The 17,743-nt window shown below is 49.9% G+C and carries 21 protein-coding genes; 19 read left to right on the top strand and 2 right to left on the bottom strand.

From position 1 onward, the window contains the following. Window positions 1-16 precede the first annotated feature (16 nt). The 5 genes from folC (at window position 17) to QUE61_RS05070 (ending at window position 5,433) form a co-directional block, all read left to right on the top strand. A complete protein-coding gene (gene folC / locus QUE61_RS05090) occupies window positions 17-1,294 on the top strand; it encodes a bifunctional tetrahydrofolate synthase/dihydrofolate synthase (RefSeq protein WP_458574731.1) in 1,278 nt (425 codons plus the stop codon). A 3-nt stretch (window positions 1,295-1,297) separates the two neighbouring features. Further along, window positions 1,298-2,062, top strand: coding sequence for an SPOR domain-containing protein (locus QUE61_RS05085; protein ID WP_286306202.1), 765 nt, complete (start codon window positions 1,298-1,300; stop codon window positions 2,060-2,062). Window positions 2,063-2,064: 2 nt separating this feature from the next. Next, window positions 2,065-2,616 (top strand): CvpA family protein, encoded by a 552-nt coding sequence (locus QUE61_RS05080; protein WP_286306201.1) that lies wholly within the window; start codon window positions 2,065-2,067, stop codon window positions 2,614-2,616. Window positions 2,617-2,618: 2 nt separating this feature from the next. Continuing rightward, window positions 2,619-4,157 carry an amidophosphoribosyltransferase gene (gene purF / locus QUE61_RS05075; RefSeq protein WP_108508449.1) on the top strand — a complete coding sequence of 513 codons (1,539 nt, stop codon included), beginning with the start codon at window positions 2,619-2,621 and terminating at the stop codon, window positions 4,155-4,157. A gap of 70 nt (window positions 4,158-4,227) precedes the next feature. After that, on the top strand, window positions 4,228-5,433 hold the full coding sequence (locus tag QUE61_RS05070) for an O-succinylhomoserine sulfhydrylase (RefSeq protein WP_286306200.1): 1,206 nt from the start codon (window positions 4,228-4,230) through the stop codon (window positions 5,431-5,433). On the opposite strand, the gene QUE61_RS05065 is transcribed toward QUE61_RS05070, so the two are convergent. Both QUE61_RS05065 and modB read right to left on the bottom strand, forming a co-directional pair. Beyond that, entirely contained in the window at window positions 5,434-6,546 is a 1,113-nt protein-coding gene (locus tag QUE61_RS05065; protein WP_286306199.1) for an ABC transporter ATP-binding protein, read from the bottom strand. Next, on the bottom strand, window positions 6,539-7,189 hold the full coding sequence (gene modB, locus QUE61_RS05060; protein WP_286306198.1) for a molybdate ABC transporter permease subunit: 651 nt from the start codon (window positions 7,187-7,189) through the stop codon (window positions 6,539-6,541). Before modB ends, QUE61_RS05065 begins: the two co-directional genes overlap by 8 nt. A gap of 154 nt (window positions 7,190-7,343) precedes the next feature. Here modB and QUE61_RS05055 point away from each other — a divergent pair, with 154 nt between their 5' ends. The 14 genes from QUE61_RS05055 (at window position 7,344) to QUE61_RS04990 (ending at window position 17,736) form a co-directional block, all read left to right on the top strand. Beyond that, entirely contained in the window at window positions 7,344-7,718 is a 375-nt protein-coding gene (locus tag QUE61_RS05055) for an ArsR/SmtB family transcription factor (protein ID WP_286306197.1), read from the top strand. 45 nt (window positions 7,719-7,763) lie between these two features. Then, on the top strand, window positions 7,764-9,137 hold the full coding sequence (gene soxC / locus QUE61_RS05050; protein WP_286306196.1) for a sulfite dehydrogenase: 1,374 nt from the start codon (window positions 7,764-7,766) through the stop codon (window positions 9,135-9,137). Window positions 9,138-9,144: 7 nt separating this feature from the next. Next, complete coding sequence (locus QUE61_RS05045; RefSeq protein WP_458574704.1) at window positions 9,145-10,239, top strand: c-type cytochrome; 1,095 nt, start codon at window positions 9,145-9,147, stop codon at window positions 10,237-10,239. Between the two features lie 31 nt (window positions 10,240-10,270). After that, a complete protein-coding gene (locus QUE61_RS05040; protein ID WP_286306195.1) occupies window positions 10,271-10,597 on the top strand; it encodes a c-type cytochrome in 327 nt (108 codons plus the stop codon). 110 nt (window positions 10,598-10,707) lie between these two features. Next, a complete protein-coding gene (gene soxY, locus QUE61_RS05035; protein ID WP_108508443.1) occupies window positions 10,708-11,160 on the top strand; it encodes a thiosulfate oxidation carrier protein SoxY in 453 nt (150 codons plus the stop codon). A gap of 52 nt (window positions 11,161-11,212) precedes the next feature. Next, window positions 11,213-11,521: a thiosulfate oxidation carrier complex protein SoxZ gene (soxZ, locus tag QUE61_RS05030; RefSeq protein ID WP_286306194.1), complete on the top strand. Its 309-nt coding sequence runs from the start codon at window positions 11,213-11,215 to the stop codon at window positions 11,519-11,521. Between the two features lie 45 nt (window positions 11,522-11,566). Continuing rightward, a complete protein-coding gene (gene soxA, locus QUE61_RS05025) occupies window positions 11,567-12,415 on the top strand; it encodes a sulfur oxidation c-type cytochrome SoxA (RefSeq protein ID WP_286306193.1) in 849 nt (282 codons plus the stop codon). Between the two features lie 15 nt (window positions 12,416-12,430). Then, window positions 12,431-13,039, top strand: coding sequence for a sulfur oxidation c-type cytochrome SoxX (gene soxX / locus QUE61_RS05020; protein WP_286306192.1), 609 nt, complete (start codon window positions 12,431-12,433; stop codon window positions 13,037-13,039). Between the two features lie 20 nt (window positions 13,040-13,059). After that, entirely contained in the window at window positions 13,060-14,790 is a 1,731-nt protein-coding gene (soxB, locus tag QUE61_RS05015) for a thiosulfohydrolase SoxB (protein ID WP_286308205.1), read from the top strand. Between the two features lie 53 nt (window positions 14,791-14,843). Then, on the top strand, window positions 14,844-15,251 hold the full coding sequence (locus tag QUE61_RS05010; protein ID WP_458574730.1) for a DsrE family protein: 408 nt from the start codon (window positions 14,844-14,846) through the stop codon (window positions 15,249-15,251). A 141-nt stretch (window positions 15,252-15,392) separates the two neighbouring features. Then, window positions 15,393-15,710, top strand: coding sequence for a hypothetical protein (locus QUE61_RS05005; protein WP_286308201.1), 318 nt, complete (start codon window positions 15,393-15,395; stop codon window positions 15,708-15,710). Window positions 15,711-15,718: 8 nt separating this feature from the next. Then, a complete protein-coding gene (locus tag QUE61_RS05000) occupies window positions 15,719-16,846 on the top strand; it encodes a YeeE/YedE family protein (RefSeq protein ID WP_286308199.1) in 1,128 nt (375 codons plus the stop codon). A 16-nt stretch (window positions 16,847-16,862) separates the two neighbouring features. Then, window positions 16,863-17,294: a YeeE/YedE family protein gene (locus QUE61_RS04995; RefSeq protein WP_286308196.1), complete on the top strand. Its 432-nt coding sequence runs from the start codon at window positions 16,863-16,865 to the stop codon at window positions 17,292-17,294. 4 nt (window positions 17,295-17,298) lie between these two features. Further along, on the top strand, window positions 17,299-17,736 hold the full coding sequence (locus QUE61_RS04990; protein WP_286308194.1) for a YeeE/YedE family protein: 438 nt from the start codon (window positions 17,299-17,301) through the stop codon (window positions 17,734-17,736). The last annotated feature ends 7 nt before the right edge of the window (window positions 17,737-17,743 follow it).

Below are 17,743 nucleotides of genomic sequence, written 5' to 3'. Positions count from 1 at the left end.
CCAGCAGAGCCAACCAATCCTATTCACAAACCTAGACGAGTGGTTATACCACTTGGAGACCGCGCACCCGGTAGGGATCGATATGGGTCTCGCCCGCATTACCCGGGTTAAGAAATCTCTGGGACTGCAGTTTCCATGCCCCGTGATTACAGTGGGTGGAACCAATGGTAAAGGCTCCACCTGTGCCTTTCTAGAAAGTATTTTGCTGGCCGCCGGATATAAAGTGGCGTGTCATACATCCCCCCATCTCTTGCGATTTAATGAGCGCGCCAGAATCAATGGGGCTGATGTCAGCGATGCGCAATTACTCAATGCATTTGAGCGAGTCGAGCGTGCCCGCTGTCGATTAAGTGATCCACCAACTCTCACGTATTTTGAGTTCACCACCTTGGCCATCATGGATCTCTTTGCTAATGCCGCAGTGGATGCCGTGATCTTAGAGGTCGGGATGGGTGGGCGTCTCGATGCAGTCAATATTGTGGATGCCGATTGCGCGATTGTGACCAGCATTGATCTGGACCACATGGCCTATTTAGGTAATACCCGTGAGGCGATCGCTTTTGAGAAAGCGGGTATCTTCCGCGCGAAAGCGATTGCGATCTGTGGTGACCCAATGCCTCCCGCGTCTTTGATCAATCACGCTAAGGAGATTGGCGCTGACTTGTGGTTGATGGGTAAGGATTATTCATTTACGGGCGATCAACAGCAATGGGGTTGGTCAGGACGGGGTAAGCGTTTTAGTGGGCTCGGGTATCCGGCATTGCGGGGTGCTAATCAGCTTCTCAATGCCTCAGCAGTGATCGCTGCTTTGATCGCTTTGCATGATCGTTTACCGGTTAGTGCGCAGGATATTCGGAATGGCTTGGCACTGGTGGAGTTGCCTGGACGCTTTCAGGTCTTGCCCGGCAGACCTACGGTGGTCTTGGATGTTGCGCACAATCCGCACGCAGCGGCGACCTTGGCGCAGAGCATTGAGGCCATGGCATATCACCCTTATACCTATGCTGTGTTCGGGGCAATGGCCGATAAAGACGTTGAGGGTGTGCTTCAACCCATGTTGGATATTGTTGATTATTGGTATTGCACCGATTTGCCGACGCCACGAGCAGCCTCGGCAGATGATTTAGCAAAGCGCCTGCAGGTACTCAATAAAGAGGCCCTAGTGTTTCCAAATCCTGGAGCCGCCTATCAAGCGGCGTTGGATAAAGCGGGTGAGGGTGATAGAATTACAGTCTTCGGATCCTTCTATACCGTTGCAGGCGTAATGGCTTATCGAAATAACCAGGCACATTGATCCATGACCTTCTTATCGAATCTGTTTCGACGCAAGCCTGCCCCCCAAAAAATGGAGCCCCTGGCTCGCCGCACCTTTCCAAAACGTGCAAAGTCTGGCGAAGAAAGTACTGAAGATCTTGCGTTGACCGAGGACCCTGAAAAGCAACGTGCGCGCCATCGCTTAATTGGTGCGGCCACGTTGGTATTGATCGCAGTGATTGGCTTGCCACAAATTTTGGATCAGAAACCCAAGCCGGTTGCTAATGACATCACAGTGCAAATCGTCAGTAACTTACCCAATCCAGCAGCTGGTGTACTGAATGCCGAGCCCGATAAAAAACCACCGGTGGAAGTAAAGGCGGAGCCTAAGCCTGAAGTTACACCACCGCCCACTGTAAACCCTCCGGTGGCGGCACCAAAACCAGCTAGCCCAACCCCTGCAACTTCGAGTCCTACAAGTAAAAGCTTAGGCCTAGCAGCCGGCGAAGAGTTGGTGAGCACCAGCAATGAACCTGCCAGCGCAGCCGATGCCAAGGTGGCAGCGAACGGTAAGTTTGTGATTCAGATTGGGGCCTTTGCTTCCGAAGAGCGGGCCAATGGTTGGGTTACCAAGTTAAAAGAGAACAAGATTCCGTATTACGTGCTTACTCGCAATAATGCTGAGGGCGTCAAGCTCTATTTACTGCGAGCTGGCCCATTTACTGAACGAGAGGCGGCAGAGTCGGCCGAGAAACGAATCCGCTCCCTCGGCTTAAGTCCGCGCATCGTTGAGCTAAATAAGAGTTAATCATGCAATCACTCGGCGCCATTCAACTAACGACCTTAGATTATTTTGCGATTGGCATCTTGATAGTTTCAGCAATGGTAGGTTTGTGGCGCGGATTTTTTCGGGAGATCATTGCGCTCGCATCGTGGTTTGCTGCTGCGTGGCTCGCTTACCATTTCTGTAATTATTTGGCCACCGAATGGCTCTCGGCATTTATTCCCAATGAGACCGCGCGCTTAGCCGCAGCTTTCCTCCTGATCTTTGTTGTGATCCTCATTGCCGCTGGTCTGTTGGCTCGCGCCTTTCAATCCCTGCTTTCGACCGCAGGGCTCACCTTGGTTGATCGATTCTTTGGATTACTGTTTGGTTTTGTGCGGGGCGCCTTGGTACTGGTCGTATTGAGCACCCTGGGGGCGCTTACTGGTGCGCAGGAAACACAGGCATGGCAAGCGTCTGCGATTCGGCCAGTACTTGAGCAGGGAACGGGCCTAATCCGTTCGTGGTTGCCCGAAAACTGGGCAAAGCACTTCAATGCAATTTCAATGACCGATCGTTCCCGATCGGCAGGGGGCTAACTATGTGTGGTGTTGTCGGAACGATTTCACATCGACCTGTAAACCAACTCTTGTATGACGCTTTGCTCCTGCTGCAGCATCGTGGACAGGACGCAGCTGGGATTGCCACCATGAGTGGTAATTCATTTGCAATGCACAAGGCTAACGGCTTGGTGCGCGATGTATTCCGTACTCGCAATATGCGCAGTCTCGTAGGTAATGCAGGTATTGGCCAAGTGCGTTATCCCACCGCTGGCTCAGCGAGCAGTGAAGAGGAGGCGCAACCGTTTTATGTTAGCGCACCCTTTGGCATCATCTTGGCACACAATGGCAACCTAACCAATGCCCCCATGCTGCGCAGTGAGATGGCTTATCGTGATCGCCGCCATATTAATACCAGCTCCGATACGGAGGTTTTACTCAACGTACTTGCCGATGAGTTACAAAAAGAGACCAATAGCGCTGCCCTAGATGACGACTCGATCTTTAAAGCTGTCGCAGGACTTAATAAGCGGGTGAAGGGATCCTATGCAGTGGTGTCGCTAATTGCTGGATTTGGTTTATTGGCATTTCGGGATCCCTTTGGGATTCGTCCGCTGTGCATTGGTAAGGTCGATACACCCGATGGGCCCGAGTGGATGCTGGCTTCGGAATCGGTTGCACTTGAAGGCTTGGGCTACACCTTTGTACGCGATGTGGCACCGGGTGAGGCGATCTACATTGATCTCGACGGGAACTTCCATACGCGGCAGTGCGCACCCAATGCCAGTCTAAATCCCTGTATTTTTGAATACGTCTATCTAGCCCGCCCTGACTCGACGATCGATGGGGTAACCGTGTACAACGTGCGCATGCGCATGGGGGACTACTTGGCCGAGAAGATTCGGGCGGAGACCGACGTGAGCAAGATTGATGTGGTGATGCCCATTCCAGACTCCAGTCGACCTGCCGCACTTCAAGTAGCAAAACGTTTGGGCATCTCGTATCGCGAAGGATTTTTTAAGAACCGCTATATCGGTCGCACCTTCATCATGCCTGGCCAGGCGGTGCGCAAGAAGTCTGTGCGCCAGAAGTTAAATGCCATGCGCATTGAGTTTAAGGATAAGACCGTCTTAATCGTGGATGACTCGATTGTGCGTGGTACGACCTCGTATGAGATCGTGCAGATGGCGCGCGAGTCGGGTGCCAAAAAGGTGATCTTTGCCTCTGCCGCACCCCCGGTGCGCTTTCCCAATGTTTACGGTATTGATATGCCAACCCGTAGTGAGCTGGTTGCGTATGGCCGCACCCACGATGAGATCAATGATCTAATCGGAGCCGACCAGCTGATTTATCAAAGTGTTGAGGATATGAAAAAAGCGGTTCAAGACATTAATCCCAACATCAAAAACTTTGAGGCATCGTGCTTTGATGGCCATTACATTACGGGCGATATCACCGAGGCTTATTTGGATGCACTCGAGGCAGCACGCAATATTGCAAACAAGGAAGAAGATCGCAAGAGCGACCCCAGTGACTTTGCACGCTCACAATTGCATTTGCATCTAGCCAACGGAGACTAAACAACAGTTGTGGCGTTTGCAGCATGCTCTGCGTGACAGTCGGTCATTTACCTGTCAAACTTGACCTGTTATGAAAAAATCCATACGGCCTAAACCTAATCTCAAAACCTTGGCACCCGAGACCCTGGCGGTCCGGGCTGGCACTCGTCGTTCAAGCGATTATCAGGAACACTCGGAGGCGATGTTCTTGACCTCCAGCTTTTGCTTTAACTCAGCCGAAGAAGCAGAGCATGGCTTTGCTCATGCTGATCAGGGATTTATCTATTCACGGTTTACCAATCCAACGGTCAGTATGTTTCAGGACCGTCTCGCGGCACTCGAAGGTGGCGAGGCATGCATTGCCACATCCTCTGGGATGGCTGCGATTCTGACGACGGCGATGGCGCATCTGCAAGCAGGTGATCATGTGGTGTGCTCAAAATCCGTGTTTGGTGCAACCACGCAATTGTTCTCCTCGATTCTGAGTCGCTTTGGCATTACCACAAGCTATGTGGCGATCGCTGACCTAAAGGCATGGCAAGCAGCAGTGCAAAGCAATACGAAACTATTCTATCTGGAGACCCCATCCAATCCTCTAACCGAGATTGCGGATATTACAGGGATCGCCAAGATTGCTAAGAAAGCCAAGGCGCTATTGGTGGTGGATAACTGTTTCTGTACCCCAGCCTTACAAAAGCCTCTGGCGCTCGGTGCGGATGTGGTGATCCATTCGGCGACCAAGTATCTTGATGGGCAAGGGCGGGTGGTCGGTGGAGCAATTGTGGGTAGCCGTGATTTTGTCATGGGTAAAGTATTTCCTTTTGTGCGCACTGCGGGACCCACACTCTCCGCATTTAATGCATGGGTATTTCTGAAAGGGCTTGAGACCTTAGCACTGAGAATGCAGGCGCAAAGTGCGAATGCCTTGGCATTGGCGCTCTGGTTAGAAAAACAAACCGGAGTCGAGCGCGTGTATCACCCGGGTCTGAAGAGTCATCCGCAGCATGCCTTAGCAAAGCGCCAGCAAAAAGCGGGTGGCCCGATTGTGTCATTTGTGCTAAAGGGTGGCAAAAAGGCGGCTTACAAGCTCATTAATCAAACACGCTTGTGTTCAATCACAGCAAACCTTGGCGATACGCGCACTACGATTACGCATCCAGCCAGTACGACCCATGCCCGCATTACACCGCAAGCGCGCAAGGATGCGGGTATTGTTGATGGCTTAGTGCGAATCGCTGTCGGTCTTGAGAATATTGACGATCTCAAGCGTGATCTAGCGGCTGGTTTAAAGAAGTAATTAAGTAACGCCAACAAAACGACGTGGGTCGTTAATCGGGCGCAGCGGCATGATATGAATCAGCTTGCAATCGAGCTCGAGATACACCTGCGCATCCCGAGCTAAACCCAGACGCTTAACCTCTGCGACCGAGGCTTCCCACGTTAAACATTCATCAAGACTATCGATTGAGAACTCAATGAGTGCAATTTGACCCAAAGCACTAATGGTATTGACGCGACACGGAATACGACGACCCTCCGAATCTGCATGTACACTGAGCCCTTCTTGAGGAATGACCCATGCCACCTCGGCATTGGGTGGAATGCGACCCTTATCAATCACTTGAAAGGTCCAAGGGCTTGAACCCCACGACAGGGTGCCGCCATTAAATACCCCATGAAAGAGGTTGGGGATGCCAACCAGCTGGGCAACTCGCGCGTTCCGCGGCTTCGTAAATAGAGATTGTGGATTGGCAGTCTGCAAACCCACACCCTGATCTAGTACGGTAATACGGTCGGCCAATAAATGAGCTTCACGCAGATCGTGTGTGACCAAGATGATGGGTATGTTGAGTTGCTTACGAAGCTTGGCCAGCGTTTGATAAAGCTTTTGGCGAGTCGGTATATCAATAGCGGAGAAAGGCTCATCAAGCAAAAGTATTTTGGGTGAACGTGCTAAGGCACGCGCCAGAGCAACACGTTGTTGCTGCCCACCCGATAACTGTTTGGGTAAACGTTCTCCAAGCTCACCGATATTGAGTTCATCGAGCCAGCGCTGAGCCTCGGTCCTACGCATCTGAGGATCGCCAATCGTGTTGTAAAGCGCCATGCACACGTTATCGAGGGCGCTGAGATGAGGAAAAAGAGCGTATTGTTGGAATAAAAATCCGCACGAGCGCTGGTTCGGTGGCAAGGTCGTTATGGGCCCACGGGCCGGATCACGATTAAGCCAGACCTCGTGGTCGCATTCGATGTAAGCAAATTCAGGATGATGAAGTCCGGCAATGGAGCGCAAGATACTCGTCTTACCACTACCAGAGGGGCCCACGAGAGCATGAACCTCACCAGCATCGATTTCTAACTGGATCGAGAGGGGATTGGGAAGGGTTTGCTGAAGGTGAAGCTTAAGCACGGCGCACCCCGGCAGTGTTGCGACCAAAGACCCCATAGGAAATGGCAATGGCAATGAGCGAGATCAGCAACAGGATCACCGAGAGGGCGCCAGCCCCTGCGCTATCGAATGTTTGAACCTTATCGTAGATCGCAATCGATGCAGTTTTGGTCTCCCCAGGAATGGCACCGCCTACCATGAGGACCACCCCAAACTCTCCCAAGGTATGGGCAAAGGTCATGGCCGCAGCACTTAAGATGCCACGCCAGGCCAAGGGCAGTTCAATCAAGCGAAAGCGCTGCCAAGTACTAAGCCCGCTGACCTTAGCCGCTTCCTTGATCTCGGTGGGGATTGCCTCGTAGGCCCGCTGGATGGGTTGGATGGCAAACGGTAGGTTAACGATGATGGAGGCAATCAAGAGGCCAGTGAATGAGAACACCAGGGGCTCACCAAAGAGACTCTTACCCGCAAATGCCACGATGAAGTAATAACCCAAGACCGTGGGTGGCAACACTAGGGGCAGGGCAAGCGCTGCCTCAGCCCAAGATTTCCAGGGGCCAGCCTCGGCTAAGTGATAGCCAAGCCAGATCCCAATGGGGATCAAGACCACCAAAGTCCAAAAGGCCAACTGCAGGGATAGGAAAATCGCTTGGGTATCTAACAATTATTTATTTAATTCAATTACTTATAGAATGTTTCTAGAATAAATCTTGGTCTTGATATCTACGAAGTCTCTATTCTAGTCGGATCGAATCAGGGTATCTCTGTATATTTATTTAGACAAATATTCGGTGTAATATGCGCAATTACGCATATTTATGTCAAGTCCATTAACCCTAAAACAAAACTCTGCAGCCCAGGGCTTCGCGGATGGCTTGTCTAAAAAACACTTATCCCCGGAACAAATGGAAGCTCTTTTCAAAGAGGTGTCTGCGTTCTTTGCGGTTCTTGCTGAGCCATCCCGTCTGCGCATCATGTATGCATTATGCGAGGGTGAAAAATCCGTCAGTGAGGTGATTGAGTTCTCGAAATCCAGTCAAGCGAATGTATCGCGACATTTAGGCACCCTCCATCAGGCTGGAATATTGGCGCGTCGTAAGGTTGGCACTACCGTTTATTACTCGATCTGCGACGATGCCACCCTAGAAATTTGCCAACGGGTATGTGGCCGCGTCATGAATGAATTGTCTTGATTAAGTCTGATGAATTTTTGTTTAACCATCTAATCCTTGATGAATATGAGTGAACGAACCAAAACCATACAATCCCTCGATATCCCGAATCTCATTCGGAGGGCGCCCGAGAACTTTCTATCGCAAGAAGCAATCGCTGAAATCAACCAACATGGTGCTGATGAGACCCGTCGTGGATTTCTGCGCAAGAGTTTCATGGCGGCCCTTGGTGGTGTCGGTGCTGCAGGCAGTGGCCTAGCCCTTGCAAATCCCCAGGGCGACCCAGCGATTCTGGAGAAGCAAATCTGGCAAACGACCTTGGGTAAGAACGTTGCCACCGAGCCCTATGGCACACCATCTATATATGAAAAGAACTTAATTCGTCGCGAGTCACCGGGATTAACCCGCGTATCGGCGGCATCGGTTGCGTTCACACCACTGCAAGGGCTGTTTGGCATCATTACACCAAATGGCTTGCACTTCGAGCGCCACCATCAAGGTTGGTACAACATTGATCCTAATAAGCACCGCCTAATGATCAATGGCCTCGTGAAGAATGAAAAAGTATTCACGATGAACGATCTCATGCGCTTACCATCGGTATCGCGCATTCACTTTATTGAGTGCGGAGCGAACACCGGCTTAGAGTGGGGCAATGTGGCCGTACCAACGGTGCAATATACCCACGGCATGTTGTCATGCTGCGAGTTCACGGGCGTGCCACTATCAACGCTTCTGGATATCTGTGGCGCTGATTTAAAGAAGGGCAAGTACATTTTGGCCGAGGGTGGCGACGGCTCCGGTATGACCCGCACGATTTCCATGGAGATGGCGCTGGATGATGTGATGGTTGCTTGGGCGATGAACGGTGAGATGCTGCGCCCTGAGAATGGCTTCCCAATTCGTCTCGTGGTGCCAGGTGTGCAGGGCGTTAGTTGGGTGAAGTGGTTACGCCGGATTGAAGTCGGTGATATGCCTTATGCAGCGAAGGATGAAGCGATTCACTATATAGACTTGATGCCAGATGGTTTGCATCGTCAATACACCTCGATTCAGGAATGCAAATCGGTGATCACTACCCCATCAGGTGGCCAGCAACTCTTTGATAAGGGTTACTACAACGTGAGCGGTTTAGCGTGGTCGGGTCGTGGCAAGATCAAGCGTGTGGATGTCTCGTTTGATGGTGGCAATAATTGGCGTACGGCACGTCTTGAGACCCCCGTTTTGACGAAGGCTCTCACACGCTTTAACATCGATTGGGTCTGGGATGGTTCACCCACCATCATGCAATCGCGCGCGATCGATGACACGGGTTATGTACAACCCACCATTCGTCAATTACGAGCTGTACGGGGTACGCGCTCGATTTATCACAACAATGCAATTCAATCGTGGAAGGTTGATACCAATGGCGAGGTCAGCAATGTTCAAGTCGGCTAATGTTTTGATGAAACCCATTCTTGCGAGCGCGGTAGTTGCCACCGCTATTTTCTCAAGTGGTGCTGTGCATGCGCAAACGGCTCAAGCGACTCCAGCAGCAAACAAACCAAAGCCCTATATGAATATGGGCCGGAACGCGACCCCTGCAGAAGTAGCGGCTTGGGATATTGACGTGCGCCCTGACTTTAAGGGCTTGCCACCCGGTTCTGGTTCCGTAGCAAAGGGTCAGGCGGTTTGGGAACAAAAGTGCGCAAGTTGCCACGGTACCTTTGGTGAATCCAATGAGGTGTTTACGCCGATTGCTGGAGGAACGACAAAGGATGATGTTAAAACTGGTCGTGTAGCATCGCTGACGAGTGAGAAGCAACCTCAGCGAACCACGCTGATGAAGGTCGCAACAATCTCAACCCTCTGGGATTACGTCCATCGCGCTATGCCATGGAATGCACCGCGTACTCTGACGGTCGATGAAACCTATTCTTTAGTGGCTTTCATGCTGAACCTCAGTGAGATCGTTCCTGATGACTTTGTGCTCTCGAACAAAAATATTTCACAAGTGCAAGGCATGATGCCTAATCGCAATGGCATGACCCAGAAGCACGGTTTATGGACCGTGAAGGGTACACCCGATGTGAAGAATACGGCGTGCATGACCAATTGCGCCCAACACGTTGCAATTGGATCAGTCTTGCCTGACTACGCTCGCAATGCGCACAATAATCTTGCAGAGCAAAACCGTGAGTATGGCCCGTATCGTGGCGTTGATACCACGAAGCCGCCAGTGGCCGCTTTGCCGTCTGCCGGCATGATGATGGTATCGACCGCGAGCGCTCCTGCAACTAAAGCAGCAGGCCCTGCGGATTTGTTTAAGAAAGAAAACTGCTCAGCTTGCCACGCACCTGCAGCGAAATTAGTGGGTCCATCGGTCGCTGATATTGCTAATAAGTACAAAGGCGTTGCGAATGCACAAGCGATGCTTGAGAAGAAAGTGAAGGCAGGTGGTGCAGGTGTTTGGGGTGCAATTCCCATGCCTGCGCAGACTCAGTTATCCGATGCTGACAACAAGATCTTGGTGCAGTGGATGCTCAATGGTGGCAAATAAGATTAGTTAACACTTGGAATAAAGAAACATTATGAAAGTTCGTAATTTAGTTGGAAAAATGGCAGTACTTGGTTCAGCGACTCTATTCGCGGGTGCGGTCTATGCCTCGCCAGGAGAGCTCTTCAAGAAGAACGGTTGCGCTGCATGCCATGCCCCAGCGGCCAAAATGGTTGGCCCTTCATTGGCAGATATTGCCAATAAATACAAAGGTCAAGCCGATGCTCAAGCTAAATTAGAGAAGAAGGTCAAGGCAGGTGGATCAGGTGTTTGGGGTCCGATTCCAATGCCTGCTCAAGCACAGTTATCTGACGCCGATAACAAAGCACTTGTGCAATGGATTTTGAGTGGAGCAAAATAGATATTCTGTAAGAAATTAGGGGTTATTACTGACGAAGGTAATGCCCCATCGGCTTTATAGTTTTAGGTAAGCAACAACTAATGAGTAGCAGTTGATAACAAGGAGTTTTTATGGATATGCAACGACGTGATGTACTGAAATACTCAGCCATTTTTGGCTTGATGGCTTCAGCAGGTTTGATTACTCCCGCACAAGCGCAAGAGTGGAATAAGGCCGCCTTCGAAGGTAAAACTTTGGATGACGTTTTCAAAGTATTAGGTGCTGGTAAGCCAGAGACCTCAGCCGCAATTACGATGATTGCTCCCGATATTGCTGAGAACGGTGCTGTAGTTCCAGTTGGCATTAATACCACCCTCAAGGCCCAGCAAATGGCAATTTTGGTCGATAAGAACCCAAGCGCCTTGGCAGCTCAGTTCTTTATTCCAGCCGGTACCGAGCCATTTGTTACAACTCGTATCAAAATGGGTCAAACCTCCAATGTCTACGCTTTAGTGAAAGCCGATAACAAGTGGAGCGTAGCGGTGAAAGAAGTGAAAGTAACCCTGGGTGGTTGCGGCGGTTAATGATTAAACCGAATAGTCAATTACTTATTTAACGAATTAGAGAGGAAGCAAAATGTCAGATCCGATGCGCGTACGAGCAACCGAGAGCGGCGGTGTAGTGGATGTCAAAATCCTAATGAAACATGATATGGAAACCGGTCAGCGCAAAGATGCGTCTGGTAAAGCGATTCCAGCGTGGTTTATCGGCACCGTAACAGCAAAAGCCAATGGCAAAGATGTGTTCGTGGGTGAGTTTGGCCCAGCAGTATCTAAGGACCCATTCTTAAACTTCAAGTACAAAGGTGCTAAAGGTGAGAAAGTGACTGTGACCTGGGTTGATAACAAAGGTGGTAAGCGGACCGATGAGGCAACCGTTTCGTAAGCTGCAGTTTGTTATTTAATGATCGAAAACAATAAGAGGGATATCATGAGACAACATTGGACTCGCGGGGCACTGATTGTGTCATCGCTATTTGTTCTGCAAGCGTGTACTACACCAGAACCGCCTAAGAAAGCAGCAGCCCCGGCAGCTGCTCCAGCTGCGGCTCCAACGGCTGAGATTGAGAAGTACCGCGCAATGATTGCTGATGGCAATCCCTCTGATTTGTACGAAATGGCTGGTGAGGAGCTCTGGAAGAAAAAAATGGGCCCCAAAAATGCCAGCCTCGAGAAGTGTGATCTTGGTATGGGCCCTGGCGTAGTCAAGGGTGTTTATGCCGTCTTGCCGAAATACTTTAAAGACACCAACAAAGTTCAAGATTTGGAGTCACGCATTGTGACTTGCATGGAACGCCTGCAAGGTTTTGATGGCAAAGAAATTATTGCCGGTAGTTTTGGAAAAGGTAAGCGCAAAGACGTAGAGGCAATTGTGGCTTATGTGGTCGCCAATTCTAAAGGGGCAACCATTAACGTCTCAATGAAGCATCCTAAAGAAAAAGAGATGTACGAGCTCGGTAAGAAGTCGTTCTTCTATCAAGCTGGTCCGATGGATTTCTCCTGCGCTTCTTGCCACGCCGATCCAGGTAAGCGCATTCGCTTGCAAGATTTACCGAACTTAACGACCCAAGCCGGGGCATCTCTGGGTTGGGGTGCTTGGCCAGCGTATCGTGTATCCAGCGGTACCTTCTGGACTATGCAATACCGTTTGAACGATTGTTATCGTCAGCAACGTTTCCCAGAGCCGATCTATATATCCGATGACACAATTGCGGTCTCGATGTATATGGCAGTCACGGCAAATGGCGGCAAGATGGCTGCCCCTGGTTTGAAACGCTAATCGCTGGAGAACACCATGAAGAATAAATATCTAATTACAGCAGCAACCTTATTAGCATTGCCGATGGGCTCAGCGATGGCTGATGCGAAGTTTGACAAGATGATGAAGGATAGCTTTCAAACAAAAGGCATCGCCTCGGTTGATCGTCTCAAGCAAGACGCTGCACAAAAGTATTGCTCCGATCCTGCGGTATTGGCTGGAAAGGGTAACCCCAAGCAGGCTGAGTCGATTCAGAAGGCCAACATGGAAACCATCAAACAACCGGCTGATGGCAAATACATCGGTGATTGGAAGGCTGGTGAGCGAGTTGCTCAGAGTGGTCGAGGTGCAACATGGACGGACAAACCCGGAATGGCAAATGGCGGTGGTTGCTATAACTGCCATCAAATTAATAAAGCAGAACTTTCCTATGGAAACATTGGCCCAAGCCTCTGGAACTACGGCAAGTTACGCGGTTACAGCAAGGAAGTGGTGACCTATACCTGGAATCGGATTTATAACTCCAAGGCTTACAACGTGTGCAGCAATATGCCGCGCTTTGGTCACTTCAACTTATTGACCGAGAAGCAAATGCAAGACGTGATGGCTCTGTTGTTAGACCCGAACTCCCCCGTTAATCAGTAAACCATTTTCAAAGGAGTTGTATGTCTTTTAGTAGACGGGAGTTTCTGCAGGCCCTTGCAGTGGCATCGGCTGGCGGAATGAGCTTACAATCCAATTTTTCTCATGCTCAAAGTGCTGCACAGAAGTTTTATGACCTGCCAAAGTTTGGCAATGTGCATTTCTTACACTTTACCGATTGCCATGCGCAATTACTCCCAATCTACTTTCGTGAACCCAATGTCAATTTAGGCATTGGTGCGCAAGAGGGCAAGCCACCCCATTTGGTGGGTGAGTATTTATTGAAGTTCTATGGGGTGAAACCTGGCACACGTGATGCCCATGCGTTTACCTATCTGGATTATGCGTCGGCTGCGAAGACCTACGGCAAGGTCGGTGGCTTTGCCCATCTCGCTACTTTGGTGAAACAAATCAAGGCTAACCGTCCCGGCGCATTATTACTCGATGGTGGCGATACCTGGCAGGGTTCAGGAACCGCACTTTGGACCAACGGTCAAGATATGGTGGATGCCTGTCTAGCGATGGGTGTAGACGTAATGACCCCCCATTGGGAAATGACCTTGGGTGAGAAACGCGTCATGGAAATTGTGGAGAAGGATTTCCGGGGCAAGGTCTCGTTTGTGGCACAAAACATTAAGACTGCCGACTTTGGTGATGCGGTCTTTGCACCGTATGCCATGAAGACCATGAATGGTGTTCAGGTCGCCGTAGTTGGCCAAGCATTCCCATATACACCGATTGCGAACCCGCGTTATTTCACGCCCAACTGGACCTTTGGTATTCAAGAAGAGAATATGCAAAAGGTAGTTGATGAGGCACGCGCGAAGGGTGCAAAAGTTGTGGTGGTGCTCTCGCACAATGGTATGGATGTGGATTTAAAGATGGCCTCTCGTGTACGAGGTATTGATGCCATTATGGGTGGCCATACGCACGATGGCGTTCCAGCCCCCGTTAAAGTGAAAAATCCAGGTGGCGTCACCTTAGTTACCAACGCTGGATCGAATGGTAAGTTCTTAGGCGTTTTGGATTTTGATGTGAAGGGCGGCAAAGTAAGCGACTTCCGTTACAAACTCCTGCCTGTGTTCTCCAACTTATTACCCGCAGACGCAGGGATGAGTGCCTTGATTAAGAAGATGCGGGCGCCGTATGAGTCTAAGCTTGCTGAAAAGCTCGCAGTGACCGATGGCCTCTTGTATCGCCGTGGTAACTTCAATGGTAGTTTTGATCAAGTGATCTTGGATGGTCTTTTAAAGCAAAAGAATGCCGAGATCTCATTCTCACCGGGCTTTCGTTGGGGTACCTCTTTATTGCCTGGTGAGTCCATCACCATGGAACATCTGCTTGATCAAACGGCAATTACCTATCCCTACACCACGGTTACTAATATGAGTGGTGAGATGATCAAAACCGTATTGGAAGACGTGGCTGATAACTTATTCAACCCTGACCCTTACTACCAACAGGGCGGTGATATGGTTCGGGTTGGTGGCTTGCAGTACACGATTGATCCAGCGGGCGGTGCTGGCAAACGTATTTCTGAGATGCGCCTGAATGGCAATCTGATTGAAGCAGGCAAGACCTACAAAGTAGCTGGCTGGGCGCCAGTTTCGGAAGAGGCTAAGAATGCCGGTGGCGAAGCCATTTGGGATTTAATGGCGCGGCATTTGCGGGAAGTGAAAACCATTAAGGCGGTCAAGCTCAATGAGCCCGTCATTAAAGGTGTTAAAGGCAATCCGGGGATGGCCCCAATCTAGTCGTACCTTTTTAACAGGAGAGTGGCATGAAAGCATTCATTCGCACAGTATTGATGGGCTTTCTAGCCATCGGCTTTTCAATTGGCTCTAATCTAGCAAGCGCCGATCCAACCCGGGTGGTTTATCACATCGATGATGCTGCCACCCAGGGCTTGAAAGGCTTGCGGAATATTCGTAATCACCTCGATGTCTCACCACAGACCAAAATTATTGTGGTGACCCATGCCAATGGGGTTGATATTCTAATGGAGGGTGGTAAAGATAAGAGTGGGACCGAATATGCGCCACTGGTTGCCGCCTTAAAGTCGCGTGGCGTACGTTTTGAGGTCTGTGAGATCACTTTACGTAACCGCAACCTCAAGCGTGATCAATTTATCCTGGATGCCGAGTTCACCCCTTCAGGCGTGGTGCGCATTGCTGACCTGCAATTTAAGGATAAATACGCCTATATCCGGCCCTAATTACTCATTACTTTATAACTTTTGCTTATATTAGTATTACCGAATAATCTTGATTTTAGCTTCTAAAACCATGATTTTGCTGTAGTTTTTTCATTCAGTCCGATAGAATCACATTTTCTGAAATGAATATATATTGAGACTATGAAGACTTTAGCGACTTTAGTAATTCTCATTGGTGTTATGAGCGGATTAGCTGCGCAGCCTGCGCTGGCGGCACCGAATCTTGCCAATGGCAAAACCATTGAAGATACCAAGTGCTACAAGTGCCATGCTGAGAAGTCTGGCTTTGGCGATGGCACCTTGATTTACACCCGTAAAGATCGTAGGGTCCAAGGGTTGGATCGCTTGAAGGTGATGGTTGCACGTTGCAATACCGAGTTGCGCCTTGATCTATTCCCTGAGGATGAAGCAGACGTGGTGGCTTACCTCAACCAGCAATACTACAAATTTAAACCCTAGGAATCATCATGACTGATTTATCACCAGAGCAGATTCGCTCTCTGGGTAGTCAGGCTTTGCTGATTACCTTTGCCATCACCGCAGCGTTGGGTGCCATCATGCAACGCACGAACTTTTGCACACTTGGCGCTATATCCGATGGCATTTTGATGGAGGACTGGTCACGGATGCGCCAATGGTGTTTAGCGATTGGTATCGCAATCTTGGGGGTTGCCTTCATGTCCCATCTTGGCTGGATTGATGTCACCAAATCGCTTTATACCGGTAACCGCGTACTCTATCTTTCTACCTTCATTGGTAGCGTTCTGTTTGGGATCGGCATGGTGCTCGCATCGGGATGCGGTAGCAAAACCTTAGTTCGGATCGGCAGCGGCAATCTCAAATCCATCGTGGTGTTTATTGTGTTGGGACTCGTTGCCTATATGACCATGCGTGGATTTTTAGGAGTCCTGAGAACCAATTCGATCGACCAAGTGGCATTGAATCTCAAAACTTCACAAGATTTACCAAGCGTTCTTTCCGCCAGCGTTGGTATAGGCAAAGAACAACTACGTTGGATTTTATCGCTTGTGATTGGCGGTGCCTTCATCGCTTATGCGCTTTTGAAGAAATCGTTTTGGAATGTTGAGAATCTCATAGCAGGAGTGGGGGTTGGCCTAGCAATCACCGCCATTTGGTGGGTATCTGGGCACTTTGCGCACCTTGAAGAGGACCCCAATACTTTGCAAGAAGCCTTCTTGGTTACCGATTCAGGTCGGATGGAAAGTCTCTCATTTGTGGCGCCGTATGCCTATTCACTCGATTGGTTAATGTTCACGAGCGATAAATCCAAAGTGCTCACAATTGGGATTGTGGCGGTCTTGGGCATGATTGCTGGTTCGGCGATCAGCGCTCTTATTAGTAAGCGTTTTCGTTGGGAGGCATTTCGGGGTGTGGAGGATACGGCCAATCATCTCGTGGGTGCTGCACTCATGGGATTTGGTGGAGTTACCGCAATGGGTTGCACGGTAGGCCAAGGCTTAAGTGGGATTTCAACTCTGGCTCTCAATGCATTTATTGCACTCCCCGGATTTTTCTTGGGAGGCTATTTGGGGCTTCAATATTTGCAGTGGCGCATGAGTCCCAAACCCTGTTAAGTATTAAAATGATGCCATGACAATTGATTGGACATCCTTTACCCCAGGGCCCGCACTAGCTGGTGGCATTTTGTTAGGAATCGCAGCCGCACTGTATGTTTTGATCAACGGTCGCATTCTCGGAATCAGTGGCATTTTGGGTGGCCTGATTGGCCCCAAGAAAAGCGATTGGTTGTGGCGCGCCAGTTTTGTGTTGGGCTTATTAACTGCCCCTTTGTGGGGGAAGTATGTGTTGCAGATGAATACGACCGCAGTCATTGATGCGGATTACATCACGCTCATCGTCGCTGGTTTATTGGTAGGCTTCGGTGCTCGCTATGGATCGGGTTGCACTAGCGGTCATGGTATTTGTGGCTTATCGCGCTTATCGCCACGCTCCTTGCTTGCGACCCTCACCTTTATGGGGTGTGGTTTCTTAGTGGTATACCTCGTACGGCATTGGATCTAAGTCAATGAATCAAAATCAATCCTTTTTCTCAAACGGTAGCGAGTATCTCATCGGCGTTTTGTTTGGTCTTGGTTTAATGATTTCGGGCATGACCAATCCTGCCAAAATCTTGGCCTTCCTTGATCTGGCTGGTAACTGGGATCCATCTCTCATTTTTGTGATGGGCGGTGCTGTGCTTGTAGGGCTCATTGCTTTCTACTTAGCCAAGAAACGCACCCAGAGTTTTTTGGGTGGCGCCATGCATATCCCAACGCGGCGCGACATTGATCGCCCCTTAATTATTGGTAGTGCAATGTTTGGTGTGGGTTGGGGACTTGCTGGTTTTTGTCCGGGGCCCGCGCTGGTCTCTCTTGGTTCCGGTGAAACCAAAGCCTTAGTTTTTGTCATTGCCATGGTTGCGGGGATGTGGTTGTTCGAGCGAACCCAGAAAAAGTCTGTTTAAATTCTTG

Origin of the sequence: Polynucleobacter sp. HIN5, assembly GCF_030297555.1 — a bacterium.
Lineage (GTDB): Bacteria > Pseudomonadota > Gammaproteobacteria > Burkholderiales > Burkholderiaceae > Polynucleobacter.
This window is presented reverse-complemented; position numbering and strand designations above follow the sequence as displayed.